Source organism: Pseudomonas sp. P1_C12, from assembly GCF_056406435.1.
On record NZ_JBFUAE010000005.1, the window covers coordinates 195940 to 222147 of the forward strand.

Annotated in this window: 27 protein-coding genes; 13 read left to right on the forward strand and 14 right to left on the reverse strand. The window is 59.9% G+C overall.

All coding sequences use genetic code 11. The features are described from left to right. Nucleotides 1-56: 56 nt before the first annotated feature. Nucleotides 57-383: a DUF3565 domain-containing protein gene (locus AC1D19_RS11260; RefSeq protein ID WP_477755365.1), complete on the reverse strand. Its 327-nt coding sequence runs from the start codon at nucleotides 381-383 to the stop codon at nucleotides 57-59. Between AC1D19_RS11260 and AC1D19_RS11265 the strand changes: the two genes are divergently transcribed. From AC1D19_RS11265 to AC1D19_RS11275, 3 genes are all read left to right on the forward strand, one after another. Next, entirely contained in the window at nucleotides 352-837 is a 486-nt protein-coding gene (locus AC1D19_RS11265) for an FKBP-type peptidyl-prolyl cis-trans isomerase (RefSeq protein ID WP_007942189.1), read from the forward strand. The genes AC1D19_RS11260 and AC1D19_RS11265 overlap by 32 nt on opposite strands. A gap of 122 nt (nucleotides 838-959) precedes the next feature. After that, the gene (locus tag AC1D19_RS11270; protein ID WP_477763223.1) at nucleotides 960-1442 is read left to right on the forward strand and encodes a glutathione peroxidase; all 483 of its coding nucleotides are present in this window, start codon (nucleotides 960-962) and stop codon (nucleotides 1440-1442) included. 194 nt (nucleotides 1443-1636) lie between these two features. After that, on the forward strand, nucleotides 1637-2740 hold the full coding sequence (locus AC1D19_RS11275; RefSeq protein ID WP_477763224.1) for an NADH:flavin oxidoreductase: 1104 nt from the start codon (nucleotides 1637-1639) through the stop codon (nucleotides 2738-2740). A gap of 89 nt (nucleotides 2741-2829) precedes the next feature. Here the strand turns inward: AC1D19_RS11275 and AC1D19_RS11280 are convergent, their stop codons facing one another. Further along, nucleotides 2830-4029, reverse strand: a complete 1200-nt coding sequence (locus tag AC1D19_RS11280; RefSeq protein WP_477763225.1) for a glycosyltransferase family 4 protein — start codon at nucleotides 4027-4029, stop codon at nucleotides 2830-2832. 57 nt (nucleotides 4030-4086) lie between these two features. Then, nucleotides 4087-4839 carry a sulfate transporter CysZ gene (gene cysZ / locus AC1D19_RS11285; protein ID WP_477760007.1) on the reverse strand — a complete coding sequence of 251 codons (753 nt, stop codon included), beginning with the start codon at nucleotides 4837-4839 and terminating at the stop codon, nucleotides 4087-4089. Nucleotides 4840-5154: 315 nt separating this feature from the next. Here cysZ and trxB point away from each other — a divergent pair, with 315 nt between their 5' ends. Continuing rightward, nucleotides 5155-6111: a thioredoxin-disulfide reductase gene (gene trxB / locus AC1D19_RS11290; protein ID WP_477763226.1), complete on the forward strand. Its 957-nt coding sequence runs from the start codon at nucleotides 5155-5157 to the stop codon at nucleotides 6109-6111. 114 nt (nucleotides 6112-6225) lie between these two features. On the opposite strand, the gene AC1D19_RS11295 is transcribed toward trxB, so the two are convergent. The 7 genes from AC1D19_RS11295 to AC1D19_RS11325 form a co-directional block, all read right to left on the reverse strand. Then, nucleotides 6226-7476 carry a 2-aminoadipate transaminase gene (locus tag AC1D19_RS11295; protein ID WP_477763227.1) on the reverse strand — a complete coding sequence of 417 codons (1251 nt, stop codon included), beginning with the start codon at nucleotides 7474-7476 and terminating at the stop codon, nucleotides 6226-6228. 220 nt (nucleotides 7477-7696) lie between these two features. After that, nucleotides 7697-8035, reverse strand: a complete 339-nt coding sequence (locus AC1D19_RS11300; protein WP_477763228.1) for a HopJ type III effector protein — start codon at nucleotides 8033-8035, stop codon at nucleotides 7697-7699. Beyond that, the gene (locus tag AC1D19_RS11305) at nucleotides 8028-8324 is read right to left on the reverse strand and encodes a DUF1244 domain-containing protein (protein WP_218429330.1); all 297 of its coding nucleotides are present in this window, start codon (nucleotides 8322-8324) and stop codon (nucleotides 8028-8030) included. Before AC1D19_RS11305 ends, AC1D19_RS11300 begins: the two co-directional genes overlap by 8 nt. Nucleotides 8325-8420: 96 nt before the next feature. Next, nucleotides 8421-8792 carry a dihydroneopterin triphosphate 2'-epimerase gene (gene folX / locus AC1D19_RS11310; protein WP_007970304.1) on the reverse strand — a complete coding sequence of 124 codons (372 nt, stop codon included), beginning with the start codon at nucleotides 8790-8792 and terminating at the stop codon, nucleotides 8421-8423. Between the two features lie 2 nt (nucleotides 8793-8794). Next, nucleotides 8795-9355 carry a GTP cyclohydrolase I FolE gene (gene folE, locus AC1D19_RS11315; RefSeq protein ID WP_223455605.1) on the reverse strand — a complete coding sequence of 187 codons (561 nt, stop codon included), beginning with the start codon at nucleotides 9353-9355 and terminating at the stop codon, nucleotides 8795-8797. A gap of 20 nt (nucleotides 9356-9375) precedes the next feature. Next, nucleotides 9376-10086, reverse strand: coding sequence for a dihydromonapterin reductase (gene folM / locus AC1D19_RS11320; RefSeq protein WP_477752951.1), 711 nt, complete (start codon nucleotides 10084-10086; stop codon nucleotides 9376-9378). A 70-nt stretch (nucleotides 10087-10156) separates the two neighbouring features. Further along, a complete protein-coding gene (locus AC1D19_RS11325) occupies nucleotides 10157-10726 on the reverse strand; it encodes an antibiotic biosynthesis monooxygenase (protein ID WP_477763229.1) in 570 nt (189 codons plus the stop codon). 210 nt (nucleotides 10727-10936) lie between these two features. Between AC1D19_RS11325 and AC1D19_RS11330 the strand changes: the two genes are divergently transcribed. Continuing rightward, nucleotides 10937-11896 carry a MerR family transcriptional regulator gene (locus AC1D19_RS11330; RefSeq protein ID WP_477763230.1) on the forward strand — a complete coding sequence of 320 codons (960 nt, stop codon included), beginning with the start codon at nucleotides 10937-10939 and terminating at the stop codon, nucleotides 11894-11896. Nucleotides 11897-11899: 3 nt separating this feature from the next. Here the strand turns inward: AC1D19_RS11330 and AC1D19_RS11335 are convergent, their stop codons facing one another. After that, nucleotides 11900-12505 (reverse strand): hypothetical protein, encoded by a 606-nt coding sequence (locus AC1D19_RS11335; protein WP_477752948.1) that lies wholly within the window; start codon nucleotides 12503-12505, stop codon nucleotides 11900-11902. 54 nt (nucleotides 12506-12559) lie between these two features. Then, complete coding sequence (locus tag AC1D19_RS11340) at nucleotides 12560-13036, reverse strand: PAS domain S-box protein (protein ID WP_477752947.1); 477 nt, start codon at nucleotides 13034-13036, stop codon at nucleotides 12560-12562. A 102-nt stretch (nucleotides 13037-13138) separates the two neighbouring features. Between AC1D19_RS11340 and AC1D19_RS11345 the strand changes: the two genes are divergently transcribed. The 4 genes from AC1D19_RS11345 (at nucleotide 13139) to AC1D19_RS11360 (ending at nucleotide 16614) form a co-directional block, all read left to right on the forward strand. Further along, the gene (locus AC1D19_RS11345) at nucleotides 13139-13594 is read left to right on the forward strand and encodes a flavodoxin (protein WP_477752946.1); all 456 of its coding nucleotides are present in this window, start codon (nucleotides 13139-13141) and stop codon (nucleotides 13592-13594) included. Nucleotides 13595-13820: 226 nt separating this feature from the next. After that, a complete protein-coding gene (locus AC1D19_RS11350) occupies nucleotides 13821-14603 on the forward strand; it encodes a class II aldolase/adducin family protein (protein WP_477763231.1) in 783 nt (260 codons plus the stop codon). Beyond that, nucleotides 14603-15505: an alpha/beta fold hydrolase gene (locus tag AC1D19_RS11355; RefSeq protein ID WP_477752944.1), complete on the forward strand. Its 903-nt coding sequence runs from the start codon at nucleotides 14603-14605 to the stop codon at nucleotides 15503-15505. The genes AC1D19_RS11350 and AC1D19_RS11355 overlap by 1 nt, the downstream gene beginning before the upstream one ends. Before the next feature lie 197 nt (nucleotides 15506-15702). Beyond that, nucleotides 15703-16614: an SDR family oxidoreductase gene (locus tag AC1D19_RS11360; protein ID WP_115948084.1), complete on the forward strand. Its 912-nt coding sequence runs from the start codon at nucleotides 15703-15705 to the stop codon at nucleotides 16612-16614. 73 nt (nucleotides 16615-16687) lie between these two features. Here AC1D19_RS11360 and AC1D19_RS11365 read toward each other — a convergent pair whose 3' ends face one another. Continuing rightward, nucleotides 16688-17458 (reverse strand): N-acetylmuramoyl-L-alanine amidase, encoded by a 771-nt coding sequence (locus tag AC1D19_RS11365; protein WP_477763334.1) that lies wholly within the window; start codon nucleotides 17456-17458, stop codon nucleotides 16688-16690. Nucleotides 17459-18049: 591 nt separating this feature from the next. Here AC1D19_RS11365 and AC1D19_RS11370 point away from each other — a divergent pair. The 3 genes from AC1D19_RS11370 to AC1D19_RS11380 all read left to right on the forward strand — a co-directional run bounded on the left by AC1D19_RS11370 (nucleotide 18050) and on the right by AC1D19_RS11380 (nucleotide 23922). Continuing rightward, nucleotides 18050-19843, forward strand: a complete 1794-nt coding sequence (locus tag AC1D19_RS11370; RefSeq protein WP_477763232.1) for a DUF1302 domain-containing protein — start codon at nucleotides 18050-18052, stop codon at nucleotides 19841-19843. A 23-nt stretch (nucleotides 19844-19866) separates the two neighbouring features. Further along, entirely contained in the window at nucleotides 19867-21237 is a 1371-nt protein-coding gene (locus AC1D19_RS11375; RefSeq protein WP_477752940.1) for a DUF1329 domain-containing protein, read from the forward strand. A 141-nt stretch (nucleotides 21238-21378) separates the two neighbouring features. Beyond that, nucleotides 21379-23922 carry a LuxR C-terminal-related transcriptional regulator gene (locus tag AC1D19_RS11380; RefSeq protein WP_477763233.1) on the forward strand — a complete coding sequence of 848 codons (2544 nt, stop codon included), beginning with the start codon at nucleotides 21379-21381 and terminating at the stop codon, nucleotides 23920-23922. 15 nt (nucleotides 23923-23937) lie between these two features. Here the strand turns inward: AC1D19_RS11380 and AC1D19_RS11385 are convergent, their stop codons facing one another. Next, nucleotides 23938-24738, reverse strand: a complete 801-nt coding sequence (locus tag AC1D19_RS11385; RefSeq protein WP_477752938.1) for an IclR family transcriptional regulator — start codon at nucleotides 24736-24738, stop codon at nucleotides 23938-23940. Nucleotides 24739-24902: 164 nt separating this feature from the next. Here AC1D19_RS11385 and hmgA point away from each other — a divergent pair, with 164 nt between their 5' ends. After that, nucleotides 24903-26207 (forward strand): homogentisate 1,2-dioxygenase, encoded by a 1305-nt coding sequence (gene hmgA, locus AC1D19_RS11390; RefSeq protein WP_477763234.1) that lies wholly within the window; start codon nucleotides 24903-24905, stop codon nucleotides 26205-26207. Nucleotide 26208: the final 1 nt, after the last annotated feature.

Sequence of the window (26208 nt, forward strand, 5' to 3'; positions counted from 1 at the left end):
ATTCTCTGGAGGTGCATGGCAAAGGTGAACGCCTATAACTGGCGATCTACCGAAATTCAGTCGCCAAGGTTATCGCTAACCGAGCCTTGTGCGCACCAACCACAATCAAAGGGTTGGCCTATTTTTTCCTGGCGCTGCGCAGGGTCCATGACCCAGGCGCGCGATTGCCATGGTGGCTGGTGCCGCAGGTGTTGGGTGTGGCCGCAGGAAAGCTCGGCCACCCAGTGTCCGTCCTCGTCCTGGTGGAAGCCTGTGATCGTCGAGTCCCGTCTGTCCGTGTTGTGTTCGCTTTCGGACGATTGCTTCGCTAAACTTGGCCTTTCAATCTTCTTATGCAAAAGGTCTCGCCCCATGCTGATCGCCGCCAATAAGGCTGTCTCCATCGACTATACCCTGACCAACGACGCTGGTGAGGTCATCGACAGCTCCGCCGGCGGCGCGCCGCTGGTCTACCTGCAAGGCGCAGGCAACATCATCCCGGGCCTGGAAAAGGCTCTGGAAGGCAAAGCGGTCGGCGACGAACTGACCGTAGCCGTTGAACCGGAAGACGCTTACGGCGAGTACGCTGCCGAACTGGTCAGCACCCTGAGCCGCAGCATGTTCGAAGGCGTCGATGAGCTGGAAGTGGGCATGCAGTTCCACGCTTCCGCACCGGACGGCCAGATGCAGATCGTGACCATCCGTGATCTGGACGGCGACGACGTCACCGTTGACGGCAACCACCCGTTGGCCGGTCAGCGCCTGAATTTTCAGGTCAAGATCGTTGCCATCCGTGATGCCAGCCAGGAAGAAATCGCTCATGGCCACGTCCATGGCGAAGGTGGCCATCACCACTGATTTCTGCGCTAAGCTCAGATAACTGGAGAGGCGCCTTGTGGGCGCCTTTTTAGTATGCGGCTGTCTCTGACGACACCGCCAAGTGACTGTTTCAAGAAGAACACGGGAATCTGGAGTACGCCATGAGTGCTTTTCACGACCTTAAATTGACAGCCCTGGATGGTCAGGAGCTACCTCTGGCGCCTTTCAAAGGCCAAGTCGTGCTGGTGGTCAACGTCGCCTCCAAATGCGGCTTGACCCCGCAGTACGCGGCGCTGGAAAACCTCTACCAGCAATACAAGGCCAAAGGCTTCAGCGTGTTGGGCTTGCCGTGCAACCAGTTTGCCGGGCAGGAACCGGGGACCGAGCAGCAGATCAAGGATTTCTGCAGCCTCAACTATGGCGTGACCTTCCCGTTGTCCAGCAAGCTGGAAGTCAACGGGCATGACCGTCATCAGTTGTACCGCTTGCTGGCGGGCGAGGGTGCGGAATTTCCCGGCGACATCACCTGGAACTTCGAGAAGTTCCTGCTGGGCAAGGACGGCCGCGTGCTGGCGCGGTTCTCGCCGCGAACGGCGCCGGATGATCCGTCTGTGGTTCATGCGATCGAAAAAGCATTGGGCTGACATTCTCCTGTAGGAGCTGGCTTGCCAGCGAAAGCGGTGTCCCTGACACACCGCGTCGCCTGATTCGCCAGCAAGCCGGCTCCTACGTTATTTACTATCTTTTGATCCTTAATCACCGCAATCAATAGTGCTGTTCAAAGCGGCGCTCACTTCATATTATCGTCGTCATAAAATTTCTTCCCGTGGAGCGTCCCATGCCCGTCAAAGCCCTGTTCAAACCGTTCCACCTCGGCACCCTCCAACTGCCGACCCGCGTCGTCATGGCGCCGATGACCCGCTCCTTTTCCCCGGGCGGCGTGCCTGATTCCAAAGTGATCGAATACTACCGTCGCCGCGCCGCAGCGGGCGTCGGCCTGATCGTCACCGAAGGCACCACCGTCGGTCACAAGGCGTCCAACGGCTACCCGAACGTTCCGCATTTCTACGGTGAAGCGGCCCTGGCCGGCTGGAAGAAAGTCGTCGATGCCGTTCACGCCGAAGGCGGCAAGATCGTTCCACAGTTGTGGCATGTGGGCAGCGTACGTCGTATCGGCACCGAGCCGGACGCCAGCGTGCCGGGTTATGGCCCGTCGGAAAAAGTGAAGGAAGGTCAGGTCGTGGTGCACGGCATGACCAAGCAAGACATCCAGGACGTGATCGCCGCGTTCGCCCAGGCCGCCAAGGATGCCCAGAGCATCGGCATGGACGGCGTGGAAATCCACGGTGCCCACGGTTACTTGATCGACCAGTTCTTCTGGGAAGGCAGCAACCAGCGTACCGACGAGTACGGCGGCAGCCTGGCCAACCGTTCGCGCTTCGCCATTGAATTGATTCAGGCCGTGCGTGCCGCAGTCGGTGAAGGTTTCCCGATCATCTTCCGTTTCTCCCAGTGGAAGCAGCAGGACTACACCGCACGCCTGGTGCAAACCCCGGAAGCCTTGGGCGAGTTTCTCAAGCCGCTGGCGGATGCGGGCGTGGATATTTTCCACTGCTCGACCCGCCGTTTCTGGGAGCCGGAGTTCGACGGTTCCGAGTTGAATCTGGCCGGCTGGACCCGTCAACTCACCGGCAAGCCGACCATCACCGTAGGCAGCGTCGGCCTGGATGGCGAGTTCCTGCAGTTCATGGTCAACACCGACAAGGTCGCACAGCCCGCCAGCCTGGAAAAACTGCTGGAGCGCCTGAACAACGACGAGTTTGACCTGGTAGCGGTCGGTCGTGCGTTGCTGGTGGACCCGGACTGGGCGCAGAAAGTGCGCGACGGCCGTGAGGAAGACATTCTGCCGTTCAGCCGTGAGGCGTTGATGACGCTGGTTTAAGCGGCGTCTTCGAAGCCCTCTTCGCTGGCAAGCCAGCTCCTATAGAAAACGCGCAAATCCTGTAGGAGCTGGCTTGCCAGCGAAGCTTTTCAAGGCAGCAACGCAGCATCCGGCACTGACTGTTGCTGCATGCAAGCCCCGCGCAACTGTCCCTCGAACTGTTCGATAATCGTCGCCCAACCCTGGCGACTGGCATGCTGGCGGGCATTGAGCCGCACATTGCGCAAGGCTTCCCTTTCCTCCAGCAGCCATGCCGCTGCATCGCAGAACGCTTCTTCATCTCCCGGCATCGCCAGCACGCCGTTGTAGCCATGACGAATATGCTGGGCGGCTGCCGCCTGGTCGTAGGCCACCACGCCGAGCCCCGAGGCAAGTGCTTCAAGCACTACATTGCCAAAGGTTTCGGTCAGGCTCGGAAACAAAAACACGTCGCCCGAAGCGTAGTGACACGCCAGGGCTTCACCCCGTTGGGTACCACAGAAAATCGCCTCGGGGATTTCGTTTTCCAGTTCCTGGCGCTGCGGGCCATCGCCGACAACGATCAGTTTCAGGATGCGCTGGGGATAACTCGCCTTGAGGGTATTGAAGGTACGCTTGAGCAGGCCGAGGTTTTTTTCCGGGGCCAGGCGTCCGACATGAATGACGGCGATGTCTGCCTCGGCCAGTCCCCATTGCTCGCGCAGGGCATTCAAGCGTTTGGCCGGGTGAAACAATTCGCTGTCGACCCCTCGGGACAGCAACGCCAGTCGTTCGAAATGACGTCGCTCCAGTTCCATGCGCTGACTGACGCTGGGCACCAGGGTCATGGTCGAGCGGTTGTGGAACCAGCGCAGGTAGTGAGTCAGCAGGCGCGTGAGCAAACCAAGCCCGTACTGGTTGGAGTATTGCTGGAAATTGGTGTGAAAACCGCTGACCACGGAAATCCCCAGTCGCCGTGCCGCACGCAATGCAGAGAGGCCCAGCGGGCCCTCGGTGGCGATGTAGAGCACATCCGGGCGATGACGCGTCCAGCGCCGCAGCAGCTTGTGCATCGACGACTGACCCCATTGCAGGCCGGGATAACCCGGTAGCGGCCAGCCGCGGCATAGCAGCAGTTCATCGTCGCTGCCCAGCTGTTGGTCGCAGCCCTGACGCGGTCGCACCAGTTCCACCTGATGCCCGCGTGCGCGCAAACCGTCGCACAAGTGCCCCAGGGTATTGGCCACGCCGTTGATTTCCGGAGGGAAGGTTTCGGTGATCAGGGTGATATGCAGAGCTGTCGTCATGACCCCAGTGTCGGCTGGGGGCATGTCGTCAGTGTGACGTCTGGATGATGGATTTGTGACTGCGGTACCGGAGCTGATGGCTCAGCGCTGCGCCACCAGGTTTTCCGCGCCGCGCTCACGCACCCAGAACAGCGTTGCCCCGGCCACGGCGGCCGGCATCATCAGGATGTTGACCACCGGGATCAGCAGCACCAGGTAGACGATGCCGCCGAAGCTCATGCTTTGCCAGCGCTTCTGTCGCAGCCAGGCGAGCATTTCGTTCCAGCCCAGTTTGTGGTTGTCCGCCGGGTAGTCGATGTACTGGATCGCCATCATCCACACCCCGAACAACAGCCACAGCGGCGCGGCGATGATGTTCACCACCGGGATGAACGAGAGGATGAACAGCCCGATAGCCCGGGGCAGGAAGTAGCCGAGCTTGCGCATTTCCCGGGCCAGGGTGCGCGGGATCATCGCAATCAGTTCGCCCCAGCTGAAGGTCGGGAAGTCGTCGGTGCCGCGCACCACCACCTCGACTTTCTCCGCCAGGAAGCCGTTGAATGGCGCGGCAATGACGTTGGCGAGCATGGTGAAGGTGAAGAACACCATCAGCACGACGAGCACCACGAACAGCGGCCAGAGGATGTAGCTGAGAAAACTCAGCCAGTCGGGCAGGGACGGCATCAGCGTATCGACCCACAAGCTGAATTGATGGCCGGCCAGGTAGATCAATCCGACGAACAGCACCAGGTTGATCGCCAACGGCAACAACACGAACAAACGCAGGCTGGGGCTCAGCACCAGCTTGAGGCCTTCGCGCAGGTATTGCGGGCCGGACAGAACGGGGGCAGGCATGATGTGCTCCGAGCAAAGGGAAAACGCGCCGACCTTACCGGCTTTGCTTCATGTGCGAAAGCGCGGCAGTGGTATCGACATTCACTGTAACAAAGACGTCGATATCGTCGGTCAGATGGCATAGAGACCACCTATGAGCTGGATTGTTAATCCGTATTTCCTTAATCTTCGCCCCCTCGATACGCTGCACCCAATCTTTTTACAGGACGGTCGGGTTCAAGCCTTCCCCAAGTGCTTTCAACCGTTCTTTTTTATTCCAGCCGGCAATCCGGCGTTCCGCGCCAGGTGTTCCGGGCCGGTCAACAGGAGCAGGTCATGTCTGAAGTCCGTCATTCGCGAGTGATTATTCTCGGTTCCGGCCCTGCCGGTTACAGCGCCGCGGTCTATGCCGCCCGTGCCAACCTCAAGCCACTGCTGATCACCGGCATGCAGGCTGGCGGTCAACTGACCACCACCACCGAAGTCGACAACTGGCCGGGCGACGTCCACGGCCTGACCGGCCCGGCGCTGATGGAGCGGATGCGCGAGCACGCCGAGCGTTTCGAAACCGAGATCGTTTTCGATCACATCAATGCCGTGGACTTCGCCGCCAAGCCGTACACCCTGACCGGCGACAGCGCGACTTACACCTGCGACGCCCTGATCATCGCCACCGGCGCCAGCGCTCGTTACCTGGGCCTGCCATCGGAAGATGCCTTCATGGGCAAAGGCGTTTCGGCCTGCGCGACCTGCGACGGTTTCTTCTACCGCAACAAGCCGGTTGCCGTGGTCGGCGGCGGCAACACCGCTGTTGAAGAGGCCCTGTACCTGGCCAACATCGCCAGCAAGGTGACCTTGATCCACCGTCGCGAGACTTTCCGCGCCGAGAAGATCCTGATCGACAAGCTGAATGCCCGTGTTGCCGAAGGCAAGATCGAGCTGAAGCTGAACGCGACCCTGGACGAAGTGCTGGGCGACAACATGGGTGTGACCGGTGCGCGCCTGAAGAACAACGACGGCAGCTTCGACGAAGTGAAAGTCGACGGCGTGTTCATCGCCATCGGCCACACGCCAAACACTTCGCTGTTCGAAGGCCAGTTGACCCTGAAAGACGGCTACCTTGTTGTGCAGGGCGGCCGTGACGGCAACGCCACCGCCACCAGCCTCGAAGGCATCTTCGCCGCCGGTGACGTGGCTGACCACGTGTACCGTCAGGCCATCACCTCCGCTGGCGCCGGTTGCATGGCGGCACTGGATGCCGAGCGTTACCTCGACAATCTGCAGAACGCTTGATTCTGCTTTCGTCGAAATGAAAAAACCGGCTTCGGCCGGTTTTTTATGGGCAACACAAATGCGCTCCCTGTAGGAGCTGCCGAACCTTCGGCAGCTCCTACAGGGGAGATATGCTTAGGCCAGTTTGGCCAGGCACGCCTCAAGGATGTCGAGCCCTTCCTCCAGCACCGTTGCCTCGATGGTCAACGGTGCCAGCAGGCGAATGATGTTCCGCGATTTGCCGCTGGGCATCAACAGCAGGCCCGCGTCCCGCGCCAGGGCCAGCAGTTGGGTCAATTGGGCCGGTGCGGGCGAGCCATCGGCGTTGATCAGCTCGATGCCACGCATGGCGCCGACGCCGGTCAGGCGTCCCACGTACGGCGTCAGCTTGTTCGCGCGCCAGGTTGCATGGCGGCCGACAATCGCTTCTTCCTGTTGGGCACCCCAAGCGTGCAGGTTGGCATCGGTCATTTCGTCCAGGGTTGCCAATGCCGCTGCACAGGCGATGGGATTGCCGGAGTAAGTGCCGCCGAGTCCGCCCTTGGGCAAGTTGTCGAGCAGCGACTTGCGCCCGACCACCGCACCCAGCGGCACACCGCCGGCGATGCTTTTGCCGAGCAGGATCAGGTCTGGTTCGATGCCTAATCGCGAGAACGCGAAGCGCTGGCCGGTTCGGCCGAAACCGGACTGGATTTCATCGGCGATCAGCACAATGCCCTTGTCGTCGCAGAACTTGCGCAGCGCCTGGGCGAACTCGGCCTCCATGGCCAGGAAGCCCGCTTCGCCCTGCACCGGTTCGACGATAAAGCAGGCGACGTCCTCGACATCGATCTCGACGCTGAACAGGCGCTCCATGGCTTTGAGGGCCTCGGCACCGGTGACGCCGTTGTCCTGGCTGGGGAAGGGCAGGTGAAATACCGGCCCCGGCAGCACGCCGACTTTCTGTTTGTAGGGCGCGACTTTGCCGTTGAGGTTGAGGGTGGCCAGTGTGCGGCCGTGGAAAGCGCCGTCGAAGGCGATGACCACGCTACGGCCGGTGGCGCCACGGACGATCTTCAGGGCGTTTTCCGCTGCTTCCGCGCCGCTGTTGGTGAGCATGCCGCTGACCGGGTAACTCACCGGCATGAACGCGCTGAGGCGATCCATCAGTTCGAGGTAAGGCACATGGGGCGCTGCATTGAACGCGTAATGGGTCAGTCGGGTGGCTTGTTCGCGGATGGCTTCGACGATACGCGGATGGCAATGGCCGAGGTTCAACACGCCGATGCCGCCGACAAAGTCGATGTAGCGTTTGCCATCGGTGTCCCAGACCTCGGCGTTTTTACCGTGGCTGAGCGTGACAGGGTGAACGATGTTGATCGACTGGCTGATGGATTCGCTGCGCATGGATGACCGGCTCGAAAGAAGGGAGGCTTCTTTTTATCTAAGCCGTGAGCGGTGGTACCCGGCAAACGAAATAAAGTTGCCGGGTCAATCTTAAAAGTCGGGTTGTGGTTTCAAACACAGCTGAACCTGTAGGAGCTGGCTTGCCAGCGAAGGCGTCCGCAAGAATGATGCAAAACTCAATGGACCCTTCGCCGGCAAGCCGGCTCCTACAGGAATGCGGTTATCGGCGGGTCAGCGGTTGCTGAGCGAACTTCACCCCGGCCAGGCCATGGGCAATCAACGCACGGATGTTGGTGTGATCGCTGCCTTCTGGTGTCGCCAGCACCGAACGGTAATGCTCGCCGAAAGCCAGCAGGGCTTCTGCATCACTCAAGCCTTCGAGCAACGCCAGACCCAGGGTCTTGCACGAGCCTTCGTTCTGCCCGGCCGCGTTTTCCACGCCACCATTGTTGAAAGCCTGAGGCTGGTAGTCGTAACCGGCAGCAATGAACGCCAGAGTATCGGCGAAGGCGTGTTCGCCGCTGTTGAGGCTGGCGCGCAGGGTGTTCAAATCACTCATTGGGTTTTCCTTTGGCGAACGCCGCCTGTTGTTCGGCGTTGGCTTCTTGCTGAAATTGGGCTTTCCACTCGGCGTACGGCATGCCGTAAACCACTTCGCGGGCTTCATCGAGGCTGACCTCGATCTGGCGTTCGTCAGCCGCCGCCTTGTACCACTTGGACAGGCAGTTGCGGCAGAAGCCCGAGAGGTTCATCAGGTCGATGTTTTGCACATCCTTACGGCTGTCGAGGTGGGCCACCAGCCGGCGAAAGGCGGCGGCTTCGAGTTCCAGGCGTTGTTGATCGGTCATGGCGGTCTCTGCGAGACAGCTTCAAGCGGCACGCTTGAAGCTGCAAGTTGGATGGCGGTGGCTGCAAGTTTACAGCCTGGCGCTTGTGGCTTGAAGCTAGCGGCTCGCTGCCAGCGTAATCGACACCGACTCGGCAAATCGCAGCGCGTGGGGCTTGTCGACCTCGACCTCGGCGTAGAGCACCGATGCGTTAGCCATCACCAGGTCGAGAATTTCCTGGGTCAGGCGTTCGAGCAGCGCAAAGCGGTTGCCTTCCACATGGGCAATGATCGCCTTGGTAATGGTTCGGTAGTTCAACGCGTGATCGATGTCGTTGTCCCGCACCGCTTCCTGGGCTGCGTACAGGATGGTGAGGTTGATCAGCACATCCTGCTTGTTGAGGATTTCATCCTCGTTGATGCCGATGAAGGTACGCAGGCACAGGTCTTTGACCCGGATGCGTGCCATGCCTGGCTGAAGTTGTGGCATTGCTACTTGCTCCGTCCAATCAATTGCAGGAACTCCTGGCGGGTGTTGCTCGACTCGCGGAAGGCGCCGAGCATCACCGAGGTGTTCATGGTCGAATTCTGTTTCTCGACGCCGCGCATCATCATGCACATGTGCTGTGCCTCGATGACCACCGCGACGCCTGCCGCGCCGGTCACCTGTTGCACGGCGTCGGCGATTTGCCGGGTGAGGTTTTCCTGGATTTGCAGGCGCCGGGCGAACATGTCCACCAGCCGTGCGATCTTCGACAGGCCCAGCACTTTGCCGGTTGGAATATAAGCCACATGCGCCTTGCCGATGAAGGGCAGCATGTGGTGTTCGCAAAGCGAGTACAGCTCGATGTTGTCGACGATGACCATTTCATCGTTGTCGGAGGCGAACAGCGCGCCATTGACGATCTCTTCGACACTTTGCTCGTAACCATGGCAAAGGTACTGCATGGCTTTGGCTGCACGCGTCGGTGTATCGAGCAAACCCTCGCGGTCGGGGTTTTCGCCGAGGCCGATGAGGATCTCTCGATAATTCTGGGGCAGCGATAACGTCATGGAAAATCCTCGCGGGACACTTATTTGATGTGCCTTCCGCCGTTGACGGTCAGGGTGGTGCCGGTGACATAAGGGTTGTCGAGCAGATAGCGCAGGCTCTGGTAGATCACTTCGCAGCCGGGTTCGATGCCCAGCGCGGACTTGGCCAGCACCTTGGCGCGGTAGGCCGCGTCGTCCTCAGGGTTGAACAGTAGCAGGGCTGGCGCGATCCCGTTGACCTTGATGGCCGGCGCGTACCTGGCGGCGAAGGACAGGGTCAGGCTGTCGAGCCCGGCTTTGCTGGCGCAATAGCCGATGTGCCTGCTACTGCCCTTGCGGGTCACGTCATCGCTGATGTGCACGATGTCTGCGGGGCTTGAGCGTTGCAGCAGGTCGGCGCAATGCAGGTTGATCAGGTAGGGCGCCAGCATGTGCACGCTGAACATGCGGGTGAACGCTGCAGCGTCGGTGTCCGGCGTTTCGGCCAGCCATTCGGAGGCGTTGTGGACAATCGCCCGTAAACAGTCGGTGTGGGTTTTCAGTTCGCTGATGAAGGCGAGGATCCCGGCCTCGCTGGCGAAGTCCGCGAACACCGCGGTGGCCCCCAGATCGCGCAGGGCTTGTACGCCGGGTCGTTCGCTGCGGTAGCTGAAAATCACGCGCTGGCCATCTTCCAGCAGTCGCCGGGCGCAATGCAGGCCGACACGCTGGCCGGCTCCGGTAATGAGGATGGGGGCTGCAGAAAAAGTCATGAACGGCTCGCGTCGCGGTGAGAACAAAACTATACCAGCGACGGGAGCGCTCTACCTATTGTGCGCAATATCAGTGGTTTTGGGTGGAGGGGGCGGCGGGCAAGCGGCGTACGGGCGTGCTGTTCAGCCAATTGGCCAGCAAACGGGTCGACAGTGGAATGAAGAAATACACCATCAACGGCGTCAGGCACAGGGTGCTGATGAACATGCGGAGCAGCAGCGCCATCTCACTCAGCAGCGACCCCAGCGCAAAGTTGAACAGCAGGGAAACCGGAAAGAACGCCAACCAGATTGCCACGGCCTGTTTCCAGCGCGGCGGGCGCTGACCGACGGCACCGAACCAGCCCTCGATGCCGCTGACCCGATGTTCCGTCGGGTGGGCGAACAACTCGCTGCCGCGTCCGAGCCAGGCGCTGCGCGAAGCGGAATGCTCCCAGGCATGCAGGGTCTGCTCGTCGGCGAAGCGGAAGATAATCTGGAACTCGTCATCACCGGGCGGCGGTGCGAGTACCCCGGAGCCAAGGTAGCCAGGAAAGTCGGTGGCCAGTTGTTCGCCTTCGCGCAGCCAGGCGATCAGGTCTTGATAACGTCCATTGGCAACGCGGCGCGCAACCATCAGCGTGACGGGAGGGGTAGACATTGTGCATCTCCGTAGACATTTGCGTCGCTCCGGATAGGAACTTCGCCAGGCGCAGCGCCGGGGTAGTGGGCTGCGGCTTGAAACAAGCAAGGATTATTCCTGATTCTGCCGGTTTCGTCTTTGAGCGATTTTTTTCGATTATGAACTTGAATCGTTGTGGGGCAGAGGAGTTAAATGGGGTCCCATCTGCACATGGACATACAATCCTAGATGCCTGTCCTTACTGACGTAGTTTCAGGTGTACCGCGGGCTGTCTCCCTTGAACAGGAACAGCTCTATCCGATTCGCGAGGTGGCGCGCCTGACAGGCGTCAATCCGGTCACGCTTCGAGCCTGGGAGCGACGTTATGGCCTGATTGTTCCAATGCGCACCGAAAGTGGGCATCGCCTGTATTCGCTGACCGATATCGAACGGGTTCGCAATGTCCTCGGCTGGGTCGAGCGCGGTGTAGTCGTCAGCAAGATCGGCAGGATCCTGGCCAAAACCCAGCCGCTCCAGGCGTTGTCGCACATTATCCCCAACAACCTCGTGGAAGCCGATTATGCACAGTGGCAGCAGCAGGTTCTTGCTGCGGTCAACGGGTTTGACGACATTCGGCTGGAGCAGGTCTACGGGCAAATCTTTTCCAGTCACGCCCTGCCGGTGGTGTTTCAGGACATTCTGATCCCTGTCTGGAAGCAATTGTTGCAACGACAGGACCAGTTCGGCGGGACCAGCGAGTGGTTGTTCCTGGATGGATTTTTGCGTTCCCGGGTGGTGCAGCGTCTGTTGTTGCTGCGAGACAAACAGCCTCCTCGGGTGGTCATCTGTGCCTTGGTTGGCCATTGCCGCGAGCTGGAACTGTTGGTCGCCGCCCTGTTTCTGAGTGCCGGGCCAGCGGCCGTTCGCGTGCTGAACATTGGTCAGCCGTTCGATGAGCTGGTGCTGACGTGTGAAAGGGTCAAGCCCTTGGCGCTGGTGTTGTTTTCCAATCATGTGCCGGCTCCCGAGTTGCCGCGGCGCTTGAATCGCCTGGCCATGAGTCTGGAGTGCCGATTGTTGTTGGCCGGTGATGCTTGCGATCTGGTACAGGAGAGCCTGGCCGGGTCATCGATCGGATGCCTGGGCAATGAAGGGGAGGTCATGAGCCAGCGTCTGAAGCAGTTCCTGGCGGGTAGTCTGGATACTTGAGGTTCAGAGGTGCAGCGCGGGATGAGTCAACCGATGTTGTTGCAGGATGAACTGGCGCAGGCGCTCGGTTTCGTCCGTATCGCTCTGGCTCAGTTGATAGGCATAGAAGCCCTGTTCGTTTTCTTTCTCGAAAGTGCCACGCAAGGCAATCCGCTCATAGCCTGACGGGCTGAACCACAAGGCGAAATGCTTCGGCGGCTTGGTCTTGTTGCGAACCTCCAGCAAAACCCCTTTGCACGACACTTCGTGCACCCAGAGGGTGCCTGTTTGACCCTTGGCGTTTTCCAGTGCTACCGGTTCGTCCAGTACCAGGCGCCAAGGCCGGACCATCGGTCCGTCTTCATAGATGCTCGGCACGCCGAGGCGCAGGTGTAGCGCATGGAACTCGTCTTCCACCAGGTGCAGGGGGAAGGTCATTTGCTGGTTTTCGAAGGTGGCTTGAATGGTCACCTGCTCATGGGCCGCCAGGCGGGTGAGCAGGTCACGAATTTGCGATCCCCCGTTGACGAGCAGGCTCGACGTCGCGTCCCGCACATTGAGTTGCGGGTTGTGTTGCATGCTCTGGATGAAATCCAGCTCATCCTGGGTCAGGAGTGCGTCGCGTTGCATGGCCAGCTCAAAAGATATAGTTACAAAGTCAGCGGTGATTGTAGTTACTGACCATTAATTCTTGATTTGGTTTTTGCCGTTCGTCGCCTTGAGCGCCGTCAGTTCGGCCTGGAGTTCAGCCAACTGCGCTTCAAGCTGTGTCACGCGCTGTTGTGTCTTGACCTGCGCGGTGACATCTTTCTGCACGCCGACAAAGTAGGTTTGCCCGTCCGCTGGATTTTTCACCGTTGAAAGGGACAGCTCGTTCCAGAACGGTGTGCCGTCCTTGCGGTAGTTGCGCAGTATTTCCCGGCAGGATCCTTCACGGTTCAAGGCGTCGCGAATCAACGGCAGGGCTTCCTGGTCGCGGTCTCCCGACTGCAGGAAGCGGCAATCCTGATAGAGGATTTCTTCGCTGGAGTACCCCGTCAGGCGTTCGAACGCGGGGTTGACGTAAATGAGGATTTTGTCCTGATCGCCTTCCTTTTCCGCAATCACGATACCGTCGTTGGAGGTGTTGATCGCCATTTGCAGCAGTTGCGCATTAATCATCGGAGGATCCTTTCCTGATTGATTGTCGATTGCATTCTAAAAGAACAATCACGACCGTGCTGTTAATATCCGGGTCTTTTACTCGGATTCAGGATCAGATTGATGAAAGTCGCCATCATTTCCGGCTCGGTGTACGGCACGGCCGAAGAAGTTGCCCGCCACGCCGCCAGCCTGTTGAAAGCCGCCGGTTTCGAAACCTTTCACAACCCGCGTGCGACCCTCGCCGATCTCCAGGCGTTCGGCCCCGAAGCCTTTCTGGCGGTGACCTCGACCACCGGCATGGGTGAGCTGCCGGACAACCTGCAACCGCTGTATTCGACCATTCGCGACCAATTGCCAGCGGCCTGGCGCGGTTTGCCGGGCGCGGTGATCGGATTGGGTGATGCGAGTTATGGCGATACTTTTTGTGGCGGCGGCGAGCAGATGCGCGAATTGTTCGGTGAGCTGGGCATTCGCGAAGTACTGCCAATGCTGCGGCTGGATGCCAGCGAGAGCGTGACCCCCGAGACGGACGCCGAGCCCTGGCTGGCGGACCTGATCAACGCACTGCGCGCCTGATCGTTGCCCCGGCATCCTTGCCAGTCAGGGTTCTGACAGTACGGTAAAAAACTGTCTGTCAGACCATCGCTGGCGCCGGTCGTTTGACATGGATCCAGGGTGGCTGGGCGACTGACTCGCAGGGCCACAAAGCTGGCTGCGAATGCAAGTACACGAACCTCAAGGGGTGACTAGACTCGGTAAACATAGGAAACACTCCATCATAAAAACACCGAGGTTCCTTGCCGTGACTGTCGCTCCTGTCCAATCGCCACACAGAGTCAAACACCAGGTCAGTGCTGCCGAGTGGCAGACCCGCGTCGACCTGGCGGCTTGTTATCGCCTGGTCGCTCAACACGGCTGGGATGACCTGATCTTCACCCATATCTCCGCCAAGGTGCCTGGCACCGAAGATTTCCTGATCAACCCGTTCGGGTTGATGTTTCATGAAATTACCGCGTCGAGCCTGGTCAAGGTGGATCAGGCCGGCAACAAGCTGATGGACAGTCCTTACGAGATCAATCCGGCGGGATACACCATCCACAGCGCCGTGCATGAAGTTCGTCACGATGTCGTCTGCGTGCTCCACACCCACACCGCTTCAGGGGTGGCGGTGTCGGCACAGAAGCAGGGCGTTTTGCCGATCAGCCAACAGTCGTTGTTCGTGCTTTCCAGCCTGGCCTACCACGCCTACGAAGGCGTAGCGCTCAACCATGAAGAGAAAGTGCGGCTGCAGGCCGACCTCGGTGAAAACAATTTCCTGATGCTGCATAACCACGGTCTGCTGACCTGCGGCAGCACCATCGCCGATACGTTCCTGATGATGTTCACCTTTCAGCGTGCCTGCGACATTCAGGTCATGGCGCAAAACGGTGCCACTGAACTGATCGCCATCGAACCGCGGATTCTGGCCGGCGCCAAAGCCATGATCGCGGGTGTCACCAGAAGTGCTCAAGGCATGGGCGGAGCGCTGGCGTGGCCGGCGCTGCTGCGCAAACTCGATAAACTGGACCCGGGCTATAAACTCTGATGGAACTCGCCGAGATCCCTCTGTGTGTCTGGCGCAAGCGCAGCCAGACGTTCATCTTTCGTGACCAGAGCATCCGTTACTGGACAGCAGGGCAGGGTGAGCCACTGCTGCTCATTCACGGCTTTCCGTCCGCCAGTTGGGACTGGCATTACCTGTGGCAGCCTTTGACCCAGCGGTTTCGCGTGATCGCTTGCGACATGCTGGGCTTCGGCGATTCAGCTAAACCTGCGAATCACGAATACAGCCTGCTGGAGCAAGCGGATCTGCAACAGGCACTGCTTGAACACCTGAATGTCGAACAGCCGGTGCACCTGTTTGCCCACGATTACGGCGACAGCGTGGCCCAGGAACTGCTGGCCCGGCATTACGAGTCGCGGGTGGAGCTGGCCAGTTGCGTGTTTCTCAATGGCGGGTTGTTTCCGGAAACCCATCGCCCGGTATTGATGCAAAAACTCTTGCTCAGCCCTTTGGGCTGGATCATTGGCCGTGCCTTCAGCCGTGATGGCCTGGTGAGAAGCTTCCGGCAGATTTTCGGTCCGCAAACCCGTCCCAGTGAAAGCCAGATGGATGACTTCTGGAGCCTGGTCGAAAGCCAGCGCGGGCCACGGATCATGCACAAATTGATCGCCTACATCCCGGAGCGACGCGTCTGGCGCAACCGCTGGGTGAGCGCGATGCAACGCGGTGAAGTGCCGCTGCGAGTGATCGACGGCGGGGTCGATCCGATCTCCGGCGTGCACATGGTCGAGCGTTACCGGGAACTGATCCCGAAGGCGGACACGGTGGTGTTGCCCGACATTGGCCACTACCCACAGATCGAGGCGCCCTGCGAGGTGCTCAAGCACTACCTGGCGTTTCGCGATCAACTGCTCTTGCCGTCGCGCAAGGTGGCGTGTTCCTGATTCGTAGCGTTGAACCTGTTCTGCTTCTGTGGCGAGGGAGCAAGCTCCCTCGCCACAGGGGGCGCGTCATCCTGTCCGACGCGATCATCATCCCCCAGCCTTATCGCCCACCATTCAGCCTCCCCCTTGTTCATTGTGACCCGCTGCGCAGTGCCTGAAACTCGGACTCATTGTCCCCTGGCCTGCTGGAGTCCCCCATGAATGAGTCTGTGCGCTTCGAAGATAAAGTCGTGATCATCACCGGAGCCGGTGGCGGCCTGGGACGGGCGCATGCACTGCTGTTCGCCAAACAGGGCGCCAGGGTGCTGGTCAACGATCTTGGCGGCTCGGCCCAGGGTGAGGGCGCCAACGCCTCGGCCGCCGACCGCGTGGTGGCGGACATTCGCGAGGCTGGTGGCATCGCCGAGGCCAACCACGACTCGGTCACTGACGGTGACAAACTGGTCCAGCACGCTCTGGACGTCTTCGGTCGAGTCGACGTAGTGGTCAACAACGCCGGGATCCTGCGTGACAAGACCTTCCACAAAATGGATGACGCCGACTGGGACCTGGTTTACCGCGTCCACGTCGAAGGTGCCTACAAAGTCACCCGCGCCGCCTGGCCGCACATGCGCGAGCAGAACTACGGCCGGGTGATTTTCACCGCGTCGACCTCGGGCATCTATGGCAACTTCGGCCAGTCCAACTACGGCATGGCCAAGCTCGGTCTCTACGGCCTGACCCGCACCCTGGCCATTGAAGGCCGCAAGAACAACATCCTGGTCAACGCCATCGCCCCCACCGGCGGCACACGCATGACCGAAGGCCTGATCCCGCCGCAAGTCTTCGAACAGCTCAAGCCGGAACTGGTCAGCCCGCTGGTGGTGTACCTGGCCAGCGAGAATTGCCAGGAAACTTCCGGCCTGTTTGAAGTCGGCGGCGGCTGGATGGGCAAGGTCCGCTGGGAGCGCAGCCTCGGTGCCGGGTTCGATCCACGGACAGGTTTCTCCCCGGAAGACGTGGCAGCTCATTGGCAGCAGATCTGTGATTTCGAAGGCGCGGCGCATCCGAAAGACAACATCGAAGCGCTGAAGGAAATGATGGGGAATTTGCAGAGATATACGCTCTGATACCGCCGGCAAGGCCACATTGATTGACCTTGCCGGTTGTTGCATTTGTCGGCTGGGAGCCATTTGTTACCGATCAGCCGGGAAAGTATTTGACTACCAGTGCCTTCAGATTGGCGGCTGTTTGCACGTCCATTTTTCCGTCGAAGTTTTCCGGGCGAAAATGCATCTGGAATGCCCGCACCAACTGTTGAAAACCGCCTTCAGTGGAAGCGCCCGAAACATCGTATCCATAGGTTTTGAACAGCTTCAGCAATTCGCTTCGGGCTGGAACGCCCGAAGTGTTGTATTGGCGCAGATACTTGTCCCGAGTGGTTGCATCGAACCAGGCGCCGACGCCCTTCAAGTACAGCGCCTGCCAGGGAAACATCGGCCCCGGGTCACTCTTGCGGCCGATCGAAACATCGGAGTGGCCCAAAACCTTCGTCGGCGTGATATCCGGGTAGCGCTTGAGGATGTTCAGGGCCAGTTGTTCAATCGCAGCGATCTGCTTGGGGTGATACGGCGGAAAGGTGAATTCGCCGTTGTTGTCAGTCGCCAGGTTGACGACTTCAATGCCGATGGACGTGTCATTCAAATTGCTGCGGTTGCCCCACTGACTGACGCCCGCGTGCCAAGCGCGATGGGTTTCATCCACCAGGTTGAAAACTTCCTGCCCGGTATGACCGGCGCTCAGGTAACTGGGGTCAGTGATATCTGGAATCAGATAGTGCGCGCTGACATACGGGCCGGTCAGGGCACTGACAGAACTTGAAAAGTTAGCGGCCGTGTAGTGAAGAATCAGAAAGTGTATTCGACTGTTGAAGCTTCGGATTGAGCGATACTGGTTGTAGTTGATGGATTTCATGGTTGCACTCGCAATAAGTAAGTTTGAAGCCGGACGAAAATAAAAATCGTGCGCCGACTTGTTGTTCAACTTAATGGCTCGAGTGCTTTTGGTGTTTACCTTTGGCTGTAGGCGCTTTCTGAAAAAAATGTAGGCGCGCTAAGTTTTTTCTGGATGCTCAGGGGGGACTGACGGGCAGCCGTTACTCATCAAAAAACATCGCCCATAAAAAAGGCCGCTGCAAACGCAGCGGCCAAGGTAAGACGTTGGATCAGGAGCTACAAATCAACGTCAGTGAACGCGGGGCGATGAACCGAATCCTCAATTCATCTGAAATCTTTCATCACGGCGCAGGCCGGTACATCGTGCCTGCGGTGGTTTACCGTGACAGCCAGGCAAGAATAAGCCCTTGGTGTCGTAGGAAAAATACCAATTACGGACATGCACTGTTGCAACCCCGGCAACAGTCAGGATTCGGCTGCTCGTCCTCTGGGTGATGACCCTGTGCCGGTCATCCTTTAGAGGTACACCACGAATACCTCCTTGGTGCGCTTATCGACCCCGGTGCCCGGCAGTAGGGTGAGGCCTTCTGTCACTCACCGGGGAAGACGCATGACAAAAACAACAATGCGCGCCATCTTCACACCACAGGCGCTGGCGGCTGCGGTTGCATTGGGCTGCTGTGCCCAGGCACAGGCCATTTCGTTCAACATTGGGGAAATCGAGGGGACGTTCGATTCCTCGCTGTCGGTCGGCGCGAGTTGGGGCGTGCGTGATGCGGATAACGCCCTGGTGGGCACCGTCAACGGCGGTTCCGGCCAGTCTTCGACCGGCGACGACGGGCGATTGAATTTCAAGAAGGGTGAAACCTTCTCGAAAATCTTCAAGGGGATTCACGACCTCGAACTGAAGTACGGCGACACCGGTGCGTTTGTGCGTGGCAAGTACTGGTACGACTTCGAACTGAAAGATGAGAGCCGGCCATTCAAGGACATCAGCGATCACAATCGCAAAGAGGGCGCCAAGTCTTCAGGCGGACAAATCCTCGACGCTTTCGTCTATCACAACTACTCCCTCGCCGATTTGCCGGGCACGGTCCGCGCCGGCAAGCAGGTGGTCAGTTGGGGCGAAAGTACTTTCATCGGCAACTCGATCAACAGCATCAACCCGGTCGACGTGTCCGCGTTCCGTCGACCGGGGGCAGAGATCAAGGAAGGCCTGATTCCGGTCAACATGCTGTTTGCCTCCCAGGGGCTGACGGACAAATTGACGGTCGAAGGCTTCTATCAACTGGAGTGGGACCAGACGGTTGTCGATAACTGCGGCACCTTCTTCGGCGTCGATGTGGTGGCCGATGGTTGCAACAAGGGTTACACCGTCGCCAACCCGGCCATTGCACCGCTGCAGCCGATTGCTGCTGCCTTTGGCCAGGGCTTCGAAGTCAGCAAGGAGGGGGTGATCGTTCCCCGTGGTGGCGACCGCGATGCCCGGGACTCCGGACAGTGGGGGACGGCATTGCGCTGGCTGGGGGACGACACCGAGTACGGCCTGTACTTCATGAACTACCACAGCCGCTCACCGAATGTCGGGACCACCACCGCTGGCCCCGGTACGCTGGCAAGCCTTCCGGGGATCGTTGCCGCCGCCAACCGCATCGCGCCCGGCAGCGGTTCGGGCCTGGCCCAAAGTGTGATGCTCGGTCGTGGCCAGTATTACCTCGAATACCCGGAGGACATCCGCCTCTACGGCGCAAGCTTCTCCACCACGTTATCCACCGGCACCGCGTGGAGCGGCGAAATCAGCTACCGCCCCAACCTCCCGGTGCAGGTCAACACCAATGACCTGACCCTGGCCATGCTCAATCCGATTGCAGGTGGTGCGGCATCGCCCATCGCCACTACACCGGGGGCCGACAACAAAGGCTACCGCCGCAAGGAGGTGACGCAGGTCCAGAGCACCCTGACGCATTTCATCGATCAGGTCGCGGGTGCGGATCGCCTGACCCTGGTGGGCGAGGCGGCGGTGGTTCGGGTCGGCGGCCTGGAGCCGCGCACCAAACTGCGCTACGGCCGCGACTCGGTGTTTGGTCAGTATGGTTTCGGCGGTGATACCGGCGGCTTCGTGACCTCGACGTCGTGGGGTTATCGCGCCCGGGCCATTCTCGATTACAACAACCTGATCGCCGGGATCAATTTCAGACCCAACCTCTCGTGGTCCCACGACGTCTCCGGCTTTGGCCCCAACGGTCTGTTCAACGAAGGCGCCAAGGCCATCAGCTTCGGTGTCGACGCGGACTATCGCAACACCTATACCGCGAGCCTCAGTTACACCGACTTTTTCGGCGGGGACTACAACGTCCTCACTGACCGTGACTTCGTGGCGTTGAGCTTTGGTGTGAACTTCTGATCTGGCTGAAAAGGATGAATTCAATGCGCAAGATGATTCTGCAATTGGGCACCGTTCTGGCCCTGAGTCTGCTGGCTGCCAACGTGATGGCCGCGGTGTCGCCGGAAGAAGCCAACAAGCTCGGCACCAGCCTGACCCCACTCGGTGCCGAGAAGGCCGGCAATGCCGATGGCTCGATTCCGGCCTGGACCGGCGGCATCCCGAAAAATGCTGGCGCGGTGGACAGCAAAGGTTTCCTGGCCGACCCGTTCGCCAACGAAAAGCCGTTGTTCGTGATCACCGCGGCGACCGTCGACAAGTACAAGGACAAACTCTCCGACGGCCAGATCGCGATGTTCAAGCGCTATCCAGAGACTTACAAGATTCCGGTCTATCCCAGCCACCGCACCGTGGCGTTACCGGCGGAAATCTATGAGTCGGCCAAACGCAGCGCTCTGAACGTAACACCGATCAACGACGGTAACGGTCTGGCCAATTTCACCGGCAATCGCTACTACGCGTTCCCGATTCCGAAGAATGGCGTGGAAGTGATCTGGAACCACGTCACGCGTTACCACGGCGGCAATCTGCGCCGCACCATCACCCAGGCGACACCGCAGTCCAATGGCGATTTCACCGTGATCCGCTTCAAGGACGAGGTCGCCGTGCCGTCGTTGCTCGGTGATCTGAAACCGGGCAGCGACGATAACGTCCTCAATTACTTCAAGCAGGAAGTGACCGCACCGGCGCGGCTGGCGGGCAACGTGTTGCTGGTCCACGAGACCCTCGACCAGGTCAAGGAGCCGCGCAAGGCCTGGATCTACAACGCTGGACAGCGCCGGGTACGGCGTGCGCCACAGGTCGCTTATGACGGCGTCGGCACCTCATCCGACGGCCTGCGCACTACCGATAACTTCGATATGTTTTCCGGCGCACCGGATCGCTACGACTGGAAACTGATCGGCAAGAAGGAGATGTACATCCCCTACAACAGCTACAAGCTCGACTCGCCAGACCTCAAATACACCGATGTGATCAAGGCCGGGCACATCAATCAGGACCTGACTCGCTATGAGTTGCACCGGGTCTGGGAAGTCGTCGCCACGGTCAAGCCGAGCGAGCGCCACGTGTACGCCAAACGCCACATGTACATCGATGAAGACAGCTGGCAAGTGGCGCTGGCCGACCACTACGACGGGCGTGGCCAGCTTTGGCGCGTCGCCGAAGGGCATGCCCAGTTCTACTACGATCACCAGGTGCCGACCTACACCGTCGAAGCGCTGTATGACCTGATTGCCGGCCGCTATATCGCCCTGGGAATGAAGAACGAAGAGAAGCGCAGCTTCGAATTCAACATCGATGCAAAAGCGGGGGACTACACGCCAGCAGCCTTGCGTAGCACAGGGGTTCGGTAGGTTTCCTACAGGCTCCTACACAAAAGGGTGACTTGGCGGTCACCTTTTTTATAGCGGTCGATCAGTGTGTTGAATACTTCTTCAACAAGCGCTCGGGAGGGGTCTAGGGTGGCGCCAGAATTATAAAAAAGGCGCACCACAATGACTGCAATGACGCACTGTCTGGACCACCCCGGTTTCCTGCCCCGACTGTCGTCCCATCATCTGTCCCGCGAGCGGCTGATCGAGCCCATGCTGGTCTCGACCGCGCGGGTGAAGTTACTTTGCGCGCCGGCCGGTAGTGGCAAGAGCGCGTTGCTCACCGAATGCCTGCTGCGGGCGCCGGAGCACTCTCGGGTCTGTTGGCTGCCGCTGGCGGGGGCGTCGTTGAGTGCAGCCGATTTTCTGTTGCGCCTGACGCAAGCGCTGGGTCTGCCCTCGGCGGATGAGCCCGGGCTGCTGGCGCATCTGGCCCGATTACAGGCGCCGACCTGGCTGTTTCTGGATGATTACTGCCGCGCACCCAATCCGGAACTCGACCGGATGCTCGATCGCCTGTTGGCCGTCGCCAGCCCGGCGCTGACCTGGTGGCTGAGCTCCCGTCGACGACCATCCTGCAATTGGCCGCGGCTGCTGCTGGATGATGAGTTGTACGAGTGCGAAGGCCGGACGCTGGCGTTTACCGAGGCCGAGGTCGGGCAGTTGCTCGGTCATGTCGAGCCGACCCTGGCGGCACAAACCGCCAAAAGGGTAGTTGAGCGCAGCGGTGGCTGGTGCGCTGGCGTGCGGATCGCGTTGCTCAATGGTTGTCCGTGGTCTGGTGAACAGGGGCGTTCGGCGACGCTGCTCGATTATCTGCAGCATGAGTTGTTCAACACCTTGCCGCCGGAGTTGGTTGAAGTCTGGCAGGTGTTGGTTCATCTGCCACGCTTCAACGCCAGCCTGTGCGAGCATCTTTTCGGTACGGGTGAGGGCGCACAGTGGCTGCACGCGTTGCAGGAAATGGGCTGCTTCATTGAACCCAGGGAGGACTCCGTCGAGTGGTTGCGGATCTTCGAGCCATTGGCCCGGGCGATGCGTGAAGAGCCGACCCCGGCCGGGCGATCCTGGCATCGCCGCGCGTGCCAATGGTTCAGCACCGAAGAAGACTGGCAAGGTGCGTTCGAGCAGGCTCTGTTGGCGCAGGAGTTCGAAGTTGCGGTCAGCCTGTTGCAGCACTTCAGCTTCGAGCATTTGTTCCGGCGTGAAAATGCTTGTCTGTTGTTGAATCTACACGAGCGTCAACAGGCTGAGCTGACCCTTGTTACACCGCAATTGGTGGGACTGGTTACTGCGGCGTTGTTGTTTGCCGGGCGCTTCGATCATGCTGCCGTGTGCATTGAGCAACTGGCTCGATTTGCCCCACAGCCTACGCAAAAACTGCAACGGCAACTGCTGGCACGCTGGCAGGCGCAACAGGGCTGGTTGCTGCATTTGCAAGGCCGCATGGAGGCGGCCCGTGCGCACTTTCTCGATGCGCTGGCCGAGTTGAGCGTCGATGCCTGGCCGGTGCGATTGTTGTGCCTGTCGGGTCTGACCCAGCAGGCCTTGCTCAACGCCGAACTCGATGCGGCGCAGACGTTCAATCGTGAGGCGCTGTGTCTGGCGCGCGCCCAAGGCTCGCTATTGTTCGAAGGGCTGCTTGAACTCGATCACGCGCAGTTGCTGGAGATGCGCGGTGCGCCCCGACGCGCCGAGAGCTTGTTGGCTGAAGTTTTTGACCTGTTGTCCCGACAGGCTGATCGACCGACGCCGTTATTGGGGCGAATTGCCCTGCGGCGAGGACGGTTGGCCCTCTGTCAGGGACAAGATGAGTTGGCCGCCGGTTTCTTCCAGTCCGGCCTGGAGGACTGCCTGCAAAGCCAGGACAAGCACGCGCTGTATGGCTTTCTCGGGCAAGCGCAGATGGCCGCCAATCAGCGCGATTACGCCCTTGCGTTTGATCGTTTGCGCGAAGCCGAACGCGTGATGCAGCAGCGCCAGATTCCCGATACGGTGTATCGCGGGGTGCTGCTGCAAATCAGCAGCCATTTCTGGTTGCAGCAAGGGCGACCGGAGTTGGCCTGTGAAGCGCTGACCCGTGTCTTGCGTCACTATCGCGGGCCTCGTGCACGCCAGGCGCCACCGGCCACGCTTCAACTGATTGCCCGTATCGAGTACCAATTGGTGTTGGCGCAGATGCATTTGCAACAGACGCAAAAGCCGCTGGATCGGCTGCAGGAGTTGCTCGATCACGCGCAACGGCATGCCATGCTGGCGCTGGAAACGGAATTGCATTTGGCGATCAGCGAAGTGGCGGACCTGACCGCGGAGCCCAGGCTGGCCAGGGCGGCTTTGGAGGCGGGCCTGGCGCTGGTGAAGCGTTGTAATGGGCAACAGGCGTTGCGTGAACTGGGGCTGCGCCAGCCGAACTTGCTCAGCCGTTTGCGCGGGGAAGAGTCGGTGACGGCCATGCTCGCCGATGTCAGCCCGCTGAGTACCCGGGAGATTGAGGTGCTGGGTCTCATTGCCCAAGGCAGTTCCAATCAGCAAATTGCCGAGCGACTGTTCATCTCCTTGCATACGGTGAAAACCCACGCCCGGAGAATCCACAGCAAATTGGGGGTTGAGCGTCGGACGCAAGCCGTGGCGATGGGCAAGAAGCTGGGGCTGATCCTGCCCGTCTGATCAGCGCCGTTGCGTTCAGGTTGTCAATGCGTCTGGCTGATAACCCATGCGCCAACTCACTGCTCGTGTGGCAGACAGCAAACGCTGCGCCGCGGGACCGTTTTCATCGGCATGGAACAGCGAGGTCGGCCCGACCACGGTCAGTACTGCCGCAATCTTGCCCATGGCGTTGAATACCGGTGCCGACAAGGCATCCACACCGGGCATCAACAATCCATGCACATGATGCAGGCCCCGTTGGCGGATCTGTTCGCACATCGTCGTGTACGCCTGATCATCCGCCAAGCTGTGGGTGGCGCTGCTCTGCAACTCCTGATCGCGCAGGTCCACGGTTTCACGCCTGGGCAGGTAGGCGCCAAATACCAGTCCCGTCGAAGAACTGAGCAATGGCAACACCGAGCCCAGTTGTGTCACCACCGTCACCGCACGCACCGCCGGTTCGATATGCACCACGGTCGCGCCCTGGTTACCCCATACCGCCAGAAAACAGGTTTCGTTCAAGTCGTCACGCAACTCGGACAAGGGCAGGGCGGCAACTTTCAGCACGTCCATACTGTTGAGTGCCGCCAACCCTACGCGCAAGGCTTCGCGGCCCAGGCCGTAATGGTTGGTGGCGGCGTTCTGTTCGGCAAAACCGCTGGCGATCAAGGCCTGCAAATAGCGGTGAACCTTGCTCGCCGGCATCTGCACGTGTTCAGCCAGGCGCGACAGCGAAGTCGAGGGCGACAACTCGGCCAGAGCCTTGAGGATGTCGGTGCCAACCTCAGCCGAGCGGACTTTCTGTTTGCCGTTGCTGTCGCTGGTAGGTTTTTCCATGGTGGCGGTTTGATCCTGTAACGAATGGGCGTCTTTATAGCTTGACGGTCAATACCAATCAAATTACGTTATGCGTAATCTAATTACGATAAAAATAACCGAGGCTGGCCAGTCACTCTTCCAAAGGGTGACCGGCATTGCCGACTCCCTGTTCAGGAGGCTCCATGAACCCCGATTCAACGACGCCAGCGCTGGCCTACCTGTCAGGCTTCGGCAACGAATTCAGCAGCGAAGCGTTGCCCGGCGCACTGCCCGTCGGCCAGAACTCCCCGCAAAAAGCCCCGTACGGCCTCTACACCGAACTGTTCTCCGGCACGGCGTTCACCATGCCGCGCAGCGAGGCGCGGCGCACCTGGATGTACCGCATCCAGCCGTCGGCCAATCACCCGGCATTCGTCAAACTTGACCGGCAACTGGCCGGCGGTCCGCTGGGTGACGTGACCCCCAATCGCCTGCGCTGGAACCCGTTGGATATTCCTGCCGAGCCGACCGATTTCATCGACGGTCTGGTGAGCATGGCGGCCAACTCGGGCGCGGAAAAACCGGCCGGGATCAGCATCTACAACTACCGCGCCAACCGTTCCATGGAGCGTGTGTTCTTCAACGCCGACGGCGAGATGTTGCTGGTGCCTGAACTGGGGCGCCTGCGCATTGCCACCGAACTCGGCGTGCTTGAACTGGAACCGCTGGAAATTGCCGTACTGCCACGCGGCCTTAAATTCCGCATCGAACTGCTTGACCCGCAAGCCCGCGGTTATGTCGCCGAAAACCATGGCGCGCCGCTGCGTCTGCCGGACCTGGGGCCGATTGGCAGCAATGGCCTGGCCAATCCGCGGGACTTCCTGACCCCGGTGGCGGCCTACGAAAACCTGCAACAACCGACCACGCTGGTGCAGAAATTCCTCGGCCAGTTGTGGGCGTGCGAGCTTGATCATTCGCCGCTCAACGTGGTTGCCTGGCACGGTAATAACGTGCCGTACAAATATGACCTGCGCCGTTTCAACACCATCGGCACCGTCAGTTTCGATCACCCTGATCCGTCGATCTTCACGGTATTGACCTCGCCAACCAGCGTCCACGGCCTGGCCAACCTCGACTTCGTGATCTTCCCGCCGCGCTGGATGGTGGCCGAGAAAACCTTCCGCCCGCCGTGGTTCCATCGCAACCTGATGAACGAATTCATGGGTTTGATCCAGGGCGAATACGACGCCAAGGCTGAAGGTTTTGTGCCCGGCGGTGCTTCGTTGCACAGCTGCATGAGCGCCCACGGTCCCGACGGTGAGACTTGCACCAAAGCGATCAACGCTGACCTCAAGCCGGCGAAAATCGACAACACCATGGCGTTCATGTTCGAAACCAGCCAAGTGTTGCGCCCAAGCCGTTTCGCCCTCGATTGCCCACAACTGCAAAATACCTACGACGCCTGCTGGGCTACGCTGCCCGCCACTTTCGACCCGACCCGGAGATAAC

Coding starts and splice junctions, on each gene's coding strand:
- AC1D19_RS11275 (WP_477763224.1), top strand. CDS start 1,637: ATGCCCGTCAAAGCCCTGTTCAAACCGTTCCACCTCGGCACCCTCCAA.
- AC1D19_RS11325 (WP_477763229.1), bottom strand. CDS start 10,726: ATGTCTACCCCTCCCGTCACGCTGATGGTTGCGCGCCGCGTTGCCAAT.
- AC1D19_RS11295 (WP_477763227.1), bottom strand. CDS start 7,476: ATGCGCAGCGAATCCATCAGCCAGTCGATCAACATCGTTCACCCTGTC.
- AC1D19_RS11365 (WP_477763334.1), bottom strand. CDS start 17,458: ATGAAATCCATCAACTACAACCAGTATCGCTCAATCCGAAGCTTCAAC.
- folX (WP_007970304.1), bottom strand. CDS start 8,792: ATGCCACAACTTCAGCCAGGCATGGCACGCATCCGGGTCAAAGACCTG.
- AC1D19_RS11330 (WP_477763230.1), top strand. CDS start 10,937: ATGCCTGTCCTTACTGACGTAGTTTCAGGTGTACCGCGGGCTGTCTCC.
- AC1D19_RS11345 (WP_477752946.1), top strand. CDS start 13,139: ATGAAAGTCGCCATCATTTCCGGCTCGGTGTACGGCACGGCCGAAGAA.
- AC1D19_RS11270 (WP_477763223.1), top strand. CDS start 960: ATGAGTGCTTTTCACGACCTTAAATTGACAGCCCTGGATGGTCAGGAG.
- trxB (WP_477763226.1), top strand. CDS start 5,155: ATGTCTGAAGTCCGTCATTCGCGAGTGATTATTCTCGGTTCCGGCCCT.
- AC1D19_RS11335 (WP_477752948.1), bottom strand. CDS start 12,505: ATGCAACGCGACGCACTCCTGACCCAGGATGAGCTGGATTTCATCCAG.
- AC1D19_RS11305 (WP_218429330.1), bottom strand. CDS start 8,324: ATGACCGATCAACAACGCCTGGAACTCGAAGCCGCCGCCTTTCGCCGG.
- AC1D19_RS11300 (WP_477763228.1), bottom strand. CDS start 8,035: ATGAGTGATTTGAACACCCTGCGCGCCAGCCTCAACAGCGGCGAACAC.
- AC1D19_RS11385 (WP_477752938.1), bottom strand. CDS start 24,738: ATGGAAAAACCTACCAGCGACAGCAACGGCAAACAGAAAGTCCGCTCG.
- AC1D19_RS11265 (WP_007942189.1), top strand. CDS start 352: ATGCTGATCGCCGCCAATAAGGCTGTCTCCATCGACTATACCCTGACC.
- AC1D19_RS11380 (WP_477763233.1), top strand. CDS start 21,379: ATGACTGCAATGACGCACTGTCTGGACCACCCCGGTTTCCTGCCCCGA.
- folM (WP_477752951.1), bottom strand. CDS start 10,086: ATGACTTTTTCTGCAGCCCCCATCCTCATTACCGGAGCCGGCCAGCGT.
- AC1D19_RS11260 (WP_477755365.1), bottom strand. CDS start 383: ATGGAGACAGCCTTATTGGCGGCGATCAGCATGGGGCGAGACCTTTTG.
- AC1D19_RS11355 (WP_477752944.1), top strand. CDS start 14,603: ATGGAACTCGCCGAGATCCCTCTGTGTGTCTGGCGCAAGCGCAGCCAG.
- cysZ (WP_477760007.1), bottom strand. CDS start 4,839: ATGCCTGCCCCCGTTCTGTCCGGCCCGCAATACCTGCGCGAAGGCCTC.
- AC1D19_RS11375 (WP_477752940.1), top strand. CDS start 19,867: ATGCGCAAGATGATTCTGCAATTGGGCACCGTTCTGGCCCTGAGTCTG.
- AC1D19_RS11370 (WP_477763232.1), top strand. CDS start 18,050: ATGACAAAAACAACAATGCGCGCCATCTTCACACCACAGGCGCTGGCG.
- AC1D19_RS11360 (WP_115948084.1), top strand. CDS start 15,703: ATGAATGAGTCTGTGCGCTTCGAAGATAAAGTCGTGATCATCACCGGA.
- folE (WP_223455605.1), bottom strand. CDS start 9,355: ATGACGTTATCGCTGCCCCAGAATTATCGAGAGATCCTCATCGGCCTC.
- AC1D19_RS11340 (WP_477752947.1), bottom strand. CDS start 13,036: ATGATTAATGCGCAACTGCTGCAAATGGCGATCAACACCTCCAACGAC.
- hmgA (WP_477763234.1), top strand. CDS start 24,903: ATGAACCCCGATTCAACGACGCCAGCGCTGGCCTACCTGTCAGGCTTC.
- AC1D19_RS11280 (WP_477763225.1), bottom strand. CDS start 4,029: ATGCCCCCAGCCGACACTGGGGTCATGACGACAGCTCTGCATATCACC.